The sequence below is a fragment of the Lactobacillus sp. ESL0700 genome (assembly GCF_029392095.1).
GTDB lineage: Bacteria > Bacillota > Bacilli > Lactobacillales > Lactobacillaceae > Lactobacillus.
Genome location: NZ_CP113930.1, coordinates 727,217 through 742,566 on the forward strand (window position 1 = coordinate 727,217; position 15,350 = coordinate 742,566).

The following is a 15,350-nucleotide window of genomic DNA, read 5'->3' on the forward strand; positions in this document are numbered from 1 at the left end:
AATAGTAAAAGTTAGATGTTTTAAAACTTATATTGTTGATAATACACGATTTCAATTTTGGGGAATCGTGTATTTTATTATCTTTTTTGGAGTTATTGAGAAAAAGTTGGTCTTCTAATTAATTCATGAGTTTAAATAATATGGTTTTATATTTTATAAGTGTTATATAAAAAACTGCTTTAATTTATTATTAATATATAAAATATATTTACATAGCTAAAAAGATGTTTTAAAATTTATTTATATATATAAAAAAGCACTCTTGATAAGGGAGCTTTGTATGAGTATGGAAAATGAAAGGTTAATTATGCTTGGAAAAAATAATTATACTGAAAAAAGCAGAAAACTTACCTCACGTTCAACTCGTGAGCGGTTTTCAATTAGAAAGTTAAGTGTTGGTGCAGCATCCGTATTATTGGGTGTCACATTCTTGGGTTTGAGTAGTCAATCAGCCAAGGCTGATACGATTACAGATAACACTCAGCAAGTAGTTAAAGCACCTAAGAATGATAATCTGTCAACTTATAAGGGCTTGTCATCATTCTTAAGAGACGATAAGACTAACCAAGAATCAACAACTACTGCAACTGTTACGACATCAACTGACACAACTACGCCCGTTGCAACACCAGCTCAGGCAGCTACAAGTACACCGGTAACGACTAATGATTCAAAAGATGACTCATTAACAATTAATCAAGGCGATACCAATAAAGGTAATACCAATGTTGCTCAACCAGCAGCGGTGCAAACTAAAGAAGAAATTAATCCCAAAATTGCAGGTACTGTAGCAAAAGTATCAACATGGGATGAGTTTACTGCTGCAATTCATAATGGTGATGTTAGGGAAATAGATCTTGAAAATAATATTACTTCTAACAAATCTGGTTTTGATAATCTTCAAATGGGTGAGCGGCAAATATTAATTCAATCTGATCTGGCAAAAAATCAACGTTTTGTGCTGGATTTACGTTATTATGGTCCACGTCCAGATGATGGTGAAACGAGGAGAGAAAAATTACCTTTAGGACATACTGATTTAACATATCGTAATTTAGATATTTACAGTCAAACTTATTATGGTCTTGCTAATACGCTTGATGGGACAAAAACTCCATGTAAGTTAACACTAGATAATGTTAATTTTGTTGGTTCGCAAGCTGCTTATACTGGGCAATATACTGATATTTATATTAAAGGTACGGTTAATGCTGCTGCAGTCCTGTCATATATTAGTCCAATAGATGGTAAGACATATAAGTGTGATGGTGCTGGCCAGCAATTATATGAATTATATGCTCCTGGTCAAAATCTGTATTTTACAAAAGATTGCACGTTTGTTGGTTCTACTAGTGATGGCAATGTGCTAGAACTTTCCCAAGGTATTAATGATAATAAAGGTCCTAATGGAAGAAGTAGAACAAATAATATTGTGATTGACAGTGGTGCTGATGTTACTTTGAATCCACGACAAAATGCAAGTATTAATGGTGATAGTGCTCAACATAGCAGCAAAGCTAGTGGAATTGCGATTATTAATGGTGAAGGTACAGTTACAGTTAATAAAGAAGCAAAATTAACTATTAATGTAGGTGCATCTGATTATACAGGCGGCTTAGATAAATATCGTGCATCTGCAATCTCAATGAGCAGCGCAAGTAGTAATGGCGCAAAGTTAATTGATAACGGGACAATTACCATCAATACCAATGGTGATATTAGTCAGAGTACGGGTGGTGATTCTAAAGCAGGGACTTTAATTTATGACCAGGGAAGTATGCAAATTGGTCCTGGAGGTGCTCTTAATGTTTATGGCAAGAACATGCAGGATTATTCAGGAACGCTTGTCTATATTACTGATAAAGCTGATCTCAACAATGGTTCTTTAGATATTGAACTGCAGAATGACTCAAAGCATCCTAATGATCCTAGCTATGGTGCAGGTAAAAATAAGATTATCTTGATTGATACTGACAATAACATTGATCCGTTAACGGTTAACAACCCACGTAAGTTAGTGTTGAATGCTGCCAATAACAAAGCTACTGGTACAAGTATTATTGGTGATAAAAAGATCAACATTAAGAATGCACGGCAAGTAATTGATTTTAGCTCTCTTTATCCGCAAGTTGGTAAAATCACTTTACCGCCATTTCATATTTTAAACGTACGAAAAAAGGCGCTGACTACTGGTGAACAGACAATTGGAATCGATGATATTGCAGCCTTAAATGGAAATCAAGTAATTTCAGATACTGAATTAGATGCAGTTAAGAAAGTAATTAATGATCCTAAAAATAAGGGTATTCAACAGGTCTTACAGCAGGCACTTAATACAGATGATGTTGTAGCATATCTACAAGATGCACAATCTAAAGGGATGACGATTGATCAAATCTTTAGTGAAGCGATTAGTAATGAATTTTCTAATTCTCAAAGTCAGGGTTACAACAATATTACTATGGTTTCAGCTAATCAAGGCGGATTCCTAGATATTGAAGATGATAACGGCAATTTAGGACAGGCTTCATATCATCAAAATGCGGATGGCACAATTTTAATTACTGGCAAGGTTGTTAATTTTAATACTGATGTAGATGGACCAGTGCAATCTAACAATATTTTAAGTCAAATAATACCTTGTGGGATGTATCCTTATGTAAAAGCTCAAATTAGAAGAGTTTCAAATATATATACAAATGGTCAAGCACTAGATCCGTATGCTAAGACTAATGATATTACTGGTGATTTAGGACATGTATACAGTGTTGAGGCTAATTCAGATGGCAAGTTTAGTATTACTTTTGCATCAAATACGCCGGGAATATACAGTGGTGCAGTAATTGATCTGACTCCTGAAGCTAACTTTATTGGTTTTGATCCTGAAATTACAGGTAAAACGGCAATAGCTCACATTGGTGAAATGAATGATTCAGAAGAACAAAGATTATTTGCTGAATGGGAGTTAAATGATTGCTTACAAACTGAAAAGAAACGCATAATGGCTTCAGGTTTGACTAAAGATAAGCAACAGCCATATCTTGATAAGGTTCAGAAAGAACATGATAATGCTATTTATGGTATTGAACATGCATCAAACTTGAATATGATTAAGAACTATCATGATCATGCAATGGATGTATTTAATCATGAAGCAGCGAAATCTGAGCTAGCAGGTTATGGGGACGAATGTATTACAAATCTTAAGCTCGCTGATAGTGATAATACGTATCAACAAATCATTGATATAGTTGTAAAGGGTAGCAATTATATTGATAATAAGTATGGATCTACAGATCCAGAAGAAAAAGGTGACGCTTCCCTAATTAATCAAGTACGTGATGTATATGAAGATCAAATACTGAGTACTAGTAAGGCATGGTTGAATAGTTTATTAGACAAGCAAGGAAGCGATGCTAAAGTTGAGCTTGATAAACATGAATTACAGAATATTGATGAATTAAAAGCTCAAGTTGATCAGTATGTTGATACAATAAAAGGTAACGTTACAGGAGCAAGCAATTCAAGAAATGCTTATGTAGCGTATACAAATGGTAAAAAGCAAATTGCTGACTTCGTGTCAAGCCAATTAAGTGATGTTCTTCAACAAGAAGCAATCCAAAATGTTAAAAATAAGTGGACTAGTTGTAGAGCAGCTTTAATGAAGTTGAAAAATCTACCAATAGCAAAGCAACTGGCATATCGTTCCCAACTAAATAGTGTAATGAGTACTGCACTCGCAAAAATTAAAACGGCAACAGGTGATAACCTTACTCAGGCATATAATGATTTTGTGAAGAGTGCTGATGATATTGTAAAGGCAGCAACTGATGAAAATAATAAATAGTACTAACTTAGGCATTAATTTTTCTTAAGTCCTAGAGGATAGTAACAGTTAGATATTTTAAAACTTATATTGTTGATAATACACGATTTCGATTTTTTTGAGGTCGTGTATTTTAATTTACACGGCAAAATATTTAAAAATTTAGTTAACTATGAAGAAGAATGCAATTTAAATTGCGTTTTTCTTTTTGTTTTTAGATATTATTCATTATATTGGAAAAAGTAATTATCAATTTTGTATGACTATTTTTACCTAATAACACCTATGATAAATACGTTATTAATATAAATAATTTAAAAGTTAAAATTTGTTTAAGGTTTATAAAATATTAATATTTTTTTAGCAATCGTCATGAATTTTTCACTATTAATAATACACATATCTGTTATTTTATAGCTTGCTGAATATGCTATTCTATTACTTATTTGTAGGTAGCAATTATACAAGATATGCAAGTGGTTATGTATTGTATTGTTATCGTTAAGTGCCTTTATTACACGGCTTTTGCCATTGAATTCACATGAATAATCGTTATAATAATGACAGGGTTAAGTTGTCAACTATGCGACTTGTATACAAAAGTTAGATGTTATCAATTAGTGATAATAATGAAGTGATTTTATTGCTTCATACTGCAATGATATGAGCAGTTTTGCAAGTCTAATTGGGATTAATAAAATTTAATACCAAGTAATAGGCAACCATATGGAAATAGAAATAAAGTTAACTATTATTAAGTTAGGTGTATGGAATGGTAAATTCAGATCAAAATAAAAATTCAAAGAAAGAGCTAAGTGAAAAAGCAAAGATAGATAAAGTACGTGCGATTAAGCGTAATTTGCTAGCAGCCGGTACAGCTGGACTTGGCGGTATTCTAGGAGGTTTGTTAAATTCCCCACAAGTAGCGCACGCGGCGACTAATGTTCCTAAGGTTAAGACAACTAATTATGAACACTTATTGGTTAATGCCAATTCAGCTGTAATTCCGGCTTCACAAAATGCGCAGAAGCAGGCTGTACAAGGTAATTCAACTAATACTTCTGAAGCACTTAGTCAAAAGCAAACTAAGACTGCAGATGAGCAGGTTATTTATACTAATTCGCAGTCAGCTGTTGGTCAAAATGAAGCACAAAGTACAGTAACTAAGTCACAATCAACGGCTAGTTCTGCGTCAACTACAGCCTCAGCTTCGACAAGTGCCACCAGCAAGGCAGATCAAGTTAAAGAACAATCACAAGCTGAAAAAGGGACGCCAGCAGCTCAAAGCTCAAATTCAAAAACTAGTTATGAAATTATTTCAGAAGCTAGTTCAGTAGCCAATGATTTTAATAATACTAGTGCCAATCACTCTTCGTTAACTTCTTATGTATATAATTCAAAGTCCAAGAGTTTAGCTAGTAATAGTGCTGATACATCAGGGTCAAAGAGTTTTGCATCGCAAACTGTAAGATCCAAGTCATTGTCAGAGTCAATTTCTGCCAGTATAGCTGACAGTCAGATGCTTGCAGGAATGAATGATGATGATAATAATCTTAACAGTATGATTGTCGATCAGGATTCAAATAGTACTTCGCTGGCGATCGACAATGATTCCAAACTAAATTCAACTGTTATTAAAGATAGTACCGATTTTCAAGAAGAGGTGGAGAGCAGTAAAGCAGCTTCAGCTAGTCTGGAGAGTGATCAAGCAGGAAGCTACAATGATAGTAAGAGTGCCAGTCTGCTGTCTTCATATAGTGTTAGTGTGCAAGGGAGTAAGAGTCAAAGCTTTTCAGATTATAAGAACAGCAGCTTTTCCGATTCAGGTTCACAAAGTACTGCAATTAGTAATGAAGAAAGTAATGAAGCTTCGATATCAAATGCAGCCAGTACAGCTGCTTCAATGAGTCAAGCTGCTAGTACGGAAAAAAGTTCAAGTTTTGAGTCAACAAGTAAATGGATAATTGAAGGAAGTAAGCAAGCAGCTTCAGCGAGTCAGAAAGACAGCACGGCACTTTCGAATGTTATTTCCGAAATGAATTCATATTCAGAATCTTTGTCGAGTGCCAAATCAGTGGATATGAGCTACTCAATTTCAGCTGCAAGTTCGGCAATTGACAGTATGAAATCTGAAGCCTTCGATCTGAGTCATTCAATCAGTCATAGTAATTCACTGAAGGACTCAGATATGGCAAGTTTGAGTGCAGCTTCGTATGGTGATTCTAAGAGTTTGTCAACGAGTATTGTTAATAGTGAAAGTGACTCAAAAGTAACAAGTGCTAACTATGCTTCAACAGTTTCACGCTATTCTGCTTTGAGTAGTAGCAACTCGTCAATGCATGCGGCAGTATCAAATGAGAATTCTAGATCTGCGGCAAGTGCAGGAGCACATAATTCATCATCAATTAAGGCAAGTTTGTCAAATTCGCAAAGCAAACTGACAGCAATTTCTACCTCTGCTTCAACAAGTTTGTCGGCAAGTAAAAATGCTTCTTCAGTAGCAGATTCAGCATTGAATTCGAAAGAAGCTGAATATAATTCAGTTTCACAATCAGCATCAGCTTACATGTCTTCAGAAAGTAGATCAGCTAGTTATCACAGTACTAGTATGAATGAAAGTGCAACTGATGAAACTAGTCGTTTGCATTCATCATTGTTGTCACAAAGACAGGAGTTATCAGCAAGTAAGCAGCGGTCATTATCAGATGCGGCAAGTCAAGCGGATAAAGCAGTACACTCAGCAATTGAAAGTCTGTTAGTTGATAACTCGCAAATGAGTCAAAGCAGCAGTCAATCGATAGCTGATAGTAAGAGTGAAAGCTTTAGTAATTCGATCAGTACTAGCGACTATAAAGCAAGTACCAGCCGTTCAACAAGTGAAAGTAATAGTAAGTCATTAGCAGACAGCAATTCCAAGAGTTTAGAAGATTCGTTTGCCTCGGCAATAGCAGATTCAGGCAATTCGAATGCATCAACTAGTTTGAGTACATCGAAGAGTCAAAAAGATAGTCAGTCAAAGGCTGACAGTGCTAGTGAGAGCTTCAGTACATCAATTAGCAACAGTAATATCTCAGCAAGTCAGAGTACATCAAAGAGTCAAAGCGACAGCAAGTCCGATGCCGATAGTACGAGTGAAAGTTATAGTAATTCAATCAGTGCAAGTAACTCGAAGGTTGAGAGTCAAAGTCAGAGCTTCAGTACCTCAATCAGTGACAGCAATGCCTCAGCAAGCGCAAGTCGTTCAACTAGTGAGAGTAATAGTAAGTCATTAGCAGACAGTAATTCAAAGAGTTTAGAAGATTCATTTGCCTCGGCAATAGCAGATTCAGGTAATTCGAATGCATCAACTAGTTTAAGCACATCGAAGAGTCAAAAGGATAGTCAGTCAAAGGCAGACAGTGCTAGTGAGAGTTTCAGTACTTCAATTAGCAATAGTAATGTCTCAGCAAGTACGAGTACCTCAGCTAGTCAACATGACAGTAAATCAAAAGCTGATAGTAATAGTCAAAGTTACAGCACCTCAATCAGTGACAGTAACTCGAAGATTGAGAGTCAAAGTCAGAGCTTTAGCTTATCAGTAAGTACAAGTGATGCCTCAGCAAGTACGAGTGCTTCAACAAGTAAGCATGATAGTGAATCAGCATCTAATAGTAACAGTGCAAGTACTTCGACTAGTCAACATGACAGTAAATCCAAGGCTGACAGTCAGAGTGAAAGCTATAGTACTTCAACAAGTGAGAGCAATTCGAAGGTTAAGAGTCAAAGCGAGAGCTTTAGCTTATCAGTAAGTACAAGTGATGCCTCAGCAAGTACGAGTGCTTCAACAAGTAAGCATGATAGTGAATCAGCATCTAATAGTAACAGTGCAAGTACTTCGACTAGTCAACATGACAGTAAATCCAAGGCTGACAGTCAGAGTGAAAGCTATAGTACTTCAACAAGTGAGAGCAATTCGAAGGTTAAGAGTCAAAGCGAGAGCTTTAGCTTATCAGTAAGTACAAGTGATGCCTCAGCAAGTACGAGTGCTTCAACAAGTAAGCATGATAGTGAATCAGCATCTAATAGTAACAGTGCAAGTACTTCGACTAGTCAACATGACAGTAAATCCAAGGCTGACAGTCAGAGTGAAAGCTATAGTACTTCAACAAGTGAGAGCAATTCGAAGGTTAAGAGTCAAAGCGAGAGCTTTAGCTTATCAGTAAGTACAAGTGATGCCTCAGCAAGTACGAGTGCTTCAACAAGTAAGCATGATAGTGAATCAGCATCTAATAGTAACAGTGCAAGTACTTCGACTAGTCAACATGACAGTAAATCCAAGGCTGACAGTCAGAGTGAAAGCTATAGTACTTCAACAAGTGAGAGCAATTCGAAGGTTAAGAGTCAAAGCGAGAGCTTTAGCTTATCAGTAAGTACAAGTGATGCCTCAGCAAGTACGAGCACCTCAGCTAGTCAACATGACAGTAAATCAAAAGCCGATAGTACTAGCGAGAGTTATAGCACTTCAATCAGTGATAGCAACTCGAAAGCTGAGAGTCAAAGTCAGAGCTATAGTACATCAATTAATAATAGTAATATTTCAGCAAGTACGAGCACCTCAGCTAGTCAACATGACAGTAAATCAAAAGCCGATAGTACTAGCGAGAGTTATAGCACTTCAATCAGTGACAGTAACTCGAAAGTAGTAAGTGAAAGTCAAAGCTTTAGCTTAATGGTTAGTGCTTCAGGTCATGACAATGCTTCAGCATCTAATAGTAACAGTGCAAGTAATTCAAAGGCTCAAAGTGAAAGCCAGAGCTTCAGTGACTCAGTAAGTACGAGTGATTACTTAGCCAGTCAAAGTCGTTCAACTGCAGCTAGTCAAAGCAAATCACAGGCAGATAGTGCCAGTGAAAGCTATAGCAATTCAGTTAATAACAGTTCTTACTCAGCAAGCTTAAGTACCTCAGCTAGTCAAAGAGATAGTAAGTCGACAGCTGATAGTGCTAGTGAAAGTTACAGTAGATCATTGCGTGATAGCGATGCTTTAGCTAGTCAAAGTGCTTCAACAAGTTCAAGCAACAGTAAGTCAGAAGCTGATAGTGCCAGTGAAAGTTACAGTATTTCAGTCAGTGACAGCAATGTCTCAGCCAGTCAGAGCACATCGAAGAGCCAAAGCGACAGCAACGTTTCAGCTAGTCAAAGTACATCGACAAGTCAGAGTGACAGTAAGTCAACAGCTGACAGTACTAGCGCAAGCAAATTGATTAGTGAGAGCAACAGCAAGTCATTAGCTGATAGTGCCAGTCAAAGTTACAGCATTTCAGTCAGTGACAGCAATTCAGAAGTTGCCAGTCAAAGCAAGAGCTTTAGTACATCGGTACATGATAGCGATGCCTTAGCCAGTCAAAGCACATCGACAAGTCAAAAGGACAGTAAGTCAGCTGCTGATAGTAATAGTCAAAGCTTCAGTAAGTCATTGAGCGACAGTAACTCAGCTGTCAATGCAAGTAATGCAAATGGTTCCAGCCAAAGTGAAAGCTTCAGTACATCAGTAAGTCAGAGTGATTCGCTTGCAAGCGGTAGTCGTTCAACGAGTGAAAGTCAAAGTAAATCAAAGGCCGACAGTACTAGTGAGAGTTACAGCAACTCAGTCAACAACAGCTCATACTCAGCAAGTTTGAGTACTTCAACAAGTATCAGAGATAGTCTGTCAAGTGCCAATAGTGCTAGTGAAAGTTATAGTCAATCATTAAAGGACAGCAACTCAACAGTAGTGAGTGCGAGCCAAAGTTACAGTACATCAATCAGTGACAGTAATGTTTCCGCAAGTACAAGTACGTCGAATAGTCAGAAAGACAGTAGTGCAGCAGCCAGCGCAAGTACTTCAGATAGTGAAAGCAGCAGCAAGTCAACGTCTATCAGTGCTAGTGCAAGCACATCGACAAGTCAAAAGGATAGCAAGTCATTAGCAGATAGTGCGAGCCAAAGTTACAGCCAATCATTAAAGGACAGTAACTCAACGGTAGTCAGTGCAAGTCAAAGCTTCAGCACTTCGATTAGTGATAGTAATGTTTCCGCAAGCCAGAGTACATCAAAGAGCCAAAGCGACAGCAATGATTCGGCTAGCGCAAGTACTTCAAATAGTGAAAGCAGCAGCAAGTCAACATCTATCAGTGCAAGTGCAAGCACATCGACAAGTCAAAAGGACAGTAAGTCAGTCGCTGATAGTAATAGTCAAAGCTTTAGCAAGTCATTGAGTGACAGTAATTCAGAAGTTGCCAGTCAAAGCAAGAGCTTCAGTACTTCGATTAGTGATAGTAATGTTTCAGCAAGTCAAAGTGCTTCAACGAGTACAAGTAACAGTAAATCAGCTGCAGACAGCAATAGTCAAAGCTTCAGCAAGTCATTGAGCGACAGTAACTCAGCTGTCGATGCAAGTAACGCAAGTGGTGCGAGTCAAAGCGAAAGCTTCAGTACCTCAGTAAGTCAGAGTGATTCACTTGCAAGCGGTAGTCGTTCAACGAGTGAAAGTCAAAGTAAATCACAGGCAGATAGTGCCAGTGAGAGTTACAGCAACTCAGTCAACAACAGTTCTTACTCGGCAAGTTTGAGTACTTCAACAAGTATCAAAGATAGTCAGTCCGCTGCTGAGAGTGCTAGTGAAAGCTACAGCCAATCATTAAAGGACAGTAACTCAACGGTAGTGAGTGCTAGCCAAAGCTTCAGTACATCAATCAGTGACAGTAATGTTTCCGCAAGTACAAGTACGTCGAATAGTCAGAAAGACAGTAGTGCAGCAGCCAGCGCAAGTACTTCAGATAGTGAAAGCAGCAGCAAGTCAACGTCTATCAGTGCTAGTGCAAGCACATCGACAAGTCAAAAGGATAGCAAGTCATTAGCAGATAGTGCGAGTCAAAGTTACAGCCAAAGTGGCTCAACAAGTACAAGTGATAGTAAATCAACTGCCGATAGTGCAAGTACTTCAGCCAGTGAAAGTAATTCACAAGTTGCGAGTCAAAGCAAGAGTTTCAGTGATTCAGTAAGTACTAGTGATTACATTGCAAGTACGAGTCGTTCAACGAGTGAAAGTAATAGTAAATCCCAGGCAGATAGTGCCAGCGAGAGTTACAGCAACTCAGTTAACAACAGCTCATATGCAGCAAGCTTGAGTACTTCAACAAGTGCTAGTCAAAGTAAGTCAGAAGCTGACAGTGCTAGTCAAAGCTTCAGTACTTCAATTAGCGATAGCAATGCTTTGGCAAGCCAAAGCGCTTCAACTAGTGCTGAAAATAGCAAATCTACTGCTGATAGTACAAGCGCAAGTGCCAGTGCAAGCACTTCAACAAGTCAAAGCGACAGTAAGTCAACAGTTGATAGTACAAGTGCTTCAGATAGTACAAGTAACTCGCAAGTTGCAAGTCAAAGCAAGAGCTTCAGTGACTCAGTAAGTACTAGTGATTACATTGCAAGCACAAGTCGTTCGACAAGTGAAAGTAACAGTAAATCAAAGGCTGACAGCACTAGCGAAAGTTACAGTGCATCAGTCAACAATAGTTCATACTCTGCAAGTTTGAATGCCTCAACAAGTGCAAGAGATAGTAAATCTGCAGCAGTCAGTGCTAGTGAAAGCTTTAGTCAAAGCACCTCAACAAGCCAGAAGGACAGTAAATCAACAGCCGATAGTAATAGTCAAAGCTTCAGCACTTCAATCAGTGATAGCGATGCTTTGGCAAGTCAGAGTGCTTCAACAAGTACAAGTGACAGCAAGTCGACTGTGGATAGTGCAAGTCAAAGTACATCAACGAGTGCAAGCGACAGTAAATCAACCGCTGATAGTGCAAGCACCTCAGCTAGTGAGAGTAATTCACAAGTTGCTAGTCAAAGCAAGAGCTTCAGCACTTCAGTAAGTGATAGTGATTACCTTGCAAGTACAAGTCGTTCAACGAGTGCCAGTGAAAGCAAGTCAGAAGCTGATAGTACAAGTGAAAGTTACAGCGCATCAGTCAACAACAGTTCCTACTCCGCAAGCTTGAGTACATCAGCAAGTGAGAAGGACAGTAAGTCAACTGCAGTAAGTGCCAGTGAAAGCTTTAGTACTTCAATCAGTGACAGCAATGTCTCAGCTAGCCAAAGTGCTTCAACGAGTACAAGCAATAGCAAATCAACTGCGGACAGCACAAGCACAAGTGACAGTGTAAGTACATCAACCAGTCAAAGTGATAGCAAGTCAGCAGCAGATAGTGCAAGTTCTTCAACTAGTGAAAGTAATTCATTGGCTGCAAGTCAAAGTAAGAGCTTCAGTACCTCAGTAAGTGATAGTGACTTTGCAGCAAGTACCAGTCGTTCAACGAGTGCCAGTCAAAGTAAGTCAGAAGCTGACAGCACAAGCAACAGCTATAGTGCATCAGTCAACAACAGTTCCTACTCCGCAAGTTTGAGCGCATCAGCTAGTCAAAAAGATAGCCGATCAGCTGCTGAAAGCTCAAGTGAGAGCTATAGTAACTCGATAGCTGATAGTAGTAGCTTGGCAAGTCAGAGTGCTTCAACAAGTGCAAGCGACAGTAAGTCAACTGCCGACAGTACTAGTCAAAGCTTCAGTACTTCATTAAGTGATAGTAATTCAATAGCTAGTGACAGTAATTCATTGGTAGCTAGCCAAAGTAAGAGCTTCAGCACTTCAATTAGTGGTAGTGATTACTTAGCAAGTGTCAGTCGTTCAACTAGTGAAAGCAATAGTAAGTCACAAGCTGATAGCGAGAGTGCAAGTTACAGTACTTCAATCAGCAATAGTGATTACTTGGCAAGCATCAGTCGCTCAACGAGTGAGAGCAACAGTAAGTCATTGGCTGACAGCACAAGCAACAGCTACAGTGCTTCAGTTAACAACAGTTCATACTCCGCAAGTTTGAGTACTTCAACTAGTCAAAAAGACAGTCAATCAGTAGCTGAAAGTTCAAGTGAAAGTTATAGTAACTCGTTAGCTGATAGTAGTAACTTGGCAAGTCAAAGTGCATCAACGAGTGCGAGCGACAGCAAGTCAACTGCAGAGAGCAACAGTAAGAGTTACAGTTCATCGTTAAGCGATAGTAATTCAGTAGTTACAAGCAACAGCCAAAGCTACAGTACTTCACTAAGTGACAGTGCTTCAGTATCAAATGATGTCAGCTTGAGCACAAGCAAGTCATTGAGCTTGAGCAACTCAATTGTTCTTAGTCAAAGTGAAAGCTACAGCTTATCGATCAGCAACAGCGACTATCTTGCAAGTATCAGTCGTTCAACAAGTGAGAGCCGGAGTAAATCACAGGCTGACAGTGCCAGCGAAAGCTACAGCATTTCAGTCAACAACAGTTCATATGCAGCAAGTTTGAGTACATCAACTAGTCAAAGAAACAGCCAAGCTTCTGCAATTAGTCAAAGTGACAGTTACAGCAAGTCACTGAGCGACAGCAATTCTTCTGCAAGCTTAAGTACTGCAACTAGTCAAAGTGATAGTAGATCAACGGCTGACAGTTCTAGTCAGAGTTACAGTTCATCATTGAGTGACAGTAATTCAGTAGTTGCAAGTGCTAGTCAAAGTTATAGCAAGTCAGTAAGTGATAGTGACTCAGAATTTACTAATTCAAGTTTGAGCACAAGCAGCTCACTTAGCCTGAGCAACTCGATTGTTCTTAGTCAAAGTGAGAGCTTCAGTGTATCAATCAGTACTAGCGACTACCTTGCAAGCATGAGTAGATCAACCAGTTACAGCTTGAGCAAGTCAATGGCTGATAGCACTAGTGAAAGCTACAGCAACTCAGTCAACAACAGTTCTTACTCCGCAAGCTTGAGCCTATCAACTAGTCAAAGAGATAGTCAATCTGCAGCAGCGAGTGCAAGCGAAAGCTACAGCAAGTCGATTAGCGAGAGTGATTCGGTAACTGTTAGTGAAAGTACAAGTACAAGCACGTCACTTAGCTTGAGTAACTCAATTGTTCTTAGCCAAAGTGAAAGCTTCAGTGTATCAATCAGTACTAGTGACTACCTTGCAAGCATGAGCAGATCAACTAGTGAAAGTCAAAGCAAGTCAATTGCTGACAGTACTAGTGAAAGTTACAGCACTTCAATTAGTGACAGCAACAGCTCAGCTAGCGCAAGTATGAGTAAGAGCAACTCGATTGTAAGTAGTGCAAGTGAAAGCCTGAGTACCTCAATCAGTGACAGCAACAGTTCAGCCAGTGCAAGTACTTCAACAAGTGAAAGCGAAAGCACATCAGTTGTTGTAAGTACCAGTGAAAGTGAAAGTACCTCAATCAGCGACAGCAATAGTTCAGCCAGTGCAAGTCAAAGTGCTAGTGAGTCTACTTCAACTGTAGTCAGTGCCAGCGAGAGTACATCAATTAGCAAGAGTAAATCTTCTGCTGATGAATGGAACGGCAACTGGGACAACGGTGGAAATGGTGGCGGAGGCTACGTACCGACTTCCAATTCAACCTCTGCTTCGAACTCAGCATCTACCTCAACTTCGAATGCCACAGAAAATGCGGTAATCATGGAATTGCATCACAACGCTTATGTTTATGATGAGAATGGTAACCGGGTTGATGACCTAGTTATGACAATTCATACAAGTGTTAATACATATGGTGATCAACAATTAATCAATGGTAAGTACTACTACTACATTGGTGATAATCATTATGTAGTTGCCCGCAACTTCATTGGCTTTGAAAAGAAGCTGCGTCACAACGCTTATATCTATAACTCAAAGGGTAAGCGGATTGGCAAGAAGGTATTGAAGCGCGGTAAGAAGATGAAGGCTTATGAGACGATTTATGTCAATGGCCGGAAGTTCTACAGCACAAAGAATGGTAAATACATTGCAGCCGGTAACTTCAAGGGCAGTGAATTACGCCTGAAGCACAATGCCTACGTTTATAACAAAAAGGGTCATTTGATTAGTACTAAGATGCTAGGCAAGGGCCAAAAGATTAAGATTTATGGTACTAAGACAATTAAGGGCAAGAAGTACTACCACGCAAGTCATGGTCGTTACATCTTAGCCAAGAATTTCAAGAAATAGTATCTAGGATGAATTAAACTAAGAATTTATAAAACAGAAAATCCGTTAGAACAAAAGTTCTAACGGATTTTTCTATTTCTATTTAAAGAGTTATAACAAATAAAAATTTAAGAAAATTTAATCTTTTTTGGTAGTAATTACAAAATATTCTGATTTATTAATATACACACCTGTTATTTAATTTACATATTTAAATTTACCTTTGTATTTATATTTGCAAGTAGCAATTACGTTAAATATTAAAGTGGCTATGCATTATTTTGTTATGGTTAAATGTCTTTAATATACAATGATTGCCATTGAATTCACATGAATAACCATTATAATAGTTATAGTAATATTGTTAACTATACGTTTAGATATAAAAAGTTATTATTGTAGATGGCAAATGATGTAAACAGCTTTCTTAAGTCTGATTAGAGTTAATGGAATTAGCGCTAAGTGATTGTCATGAAAATAAAGTTAGCTATTATTGGATTGGGTGTA

The 15,350-nt window shown here is 38.2% G+C and carries 2 protein-coding genes; both read left to right on the forward strand.

Annotated features, from left to right (window positions below; all coding sequences use genetic code 11):
• Positions 1 to 280: 280 nt before the first annotated feature.
• Positions 281 to 3,847, forward strand: coding sequence for a YSIRK-type signal peptide-containing protein (locus tag OZX63_RS03750; protein ID WP_277144729.1), 3,567 nt, complete (start codon positions 281 to 283; stop codon positions 3,845 to 3,847).
• 751 nt (positions 3,848 to 4,598) lie between these two features.
• The gene (locus OZX63_RS03755) at positions 4,599 to 14,864 is read left to right on the forward strand and encodes an SLAP domain-containing protein (protein ID WP_277144730.1); all 10,266 of its coding nucleotides are present in this window, start codon (positions 4,599 to 4,601) and stop codon (positions 14,862 to 14,864) included.
• The last annotated feature ends 486 nt before the right edge of the window (positions 14,865 to 15,350 follow it).

What these genes read in the sequence shown, in the direction of transcription:
- OZX63_RS03750 (WP_277144729.1), top strand. Translation starts at nt 281, where the DNA reads ATGAGTATGGAAAATGAAAGGTTAATTATGCTTGGAAAAAATAATTAT.
- OZX63_RS03755 (WP_277144730.1), top strand. Translation starts at nt 4,599, where the DNA reads ATGGTAAATTCAGATCAAAATAAAAATTCAAAGAAAGAGCTAAGTGAA.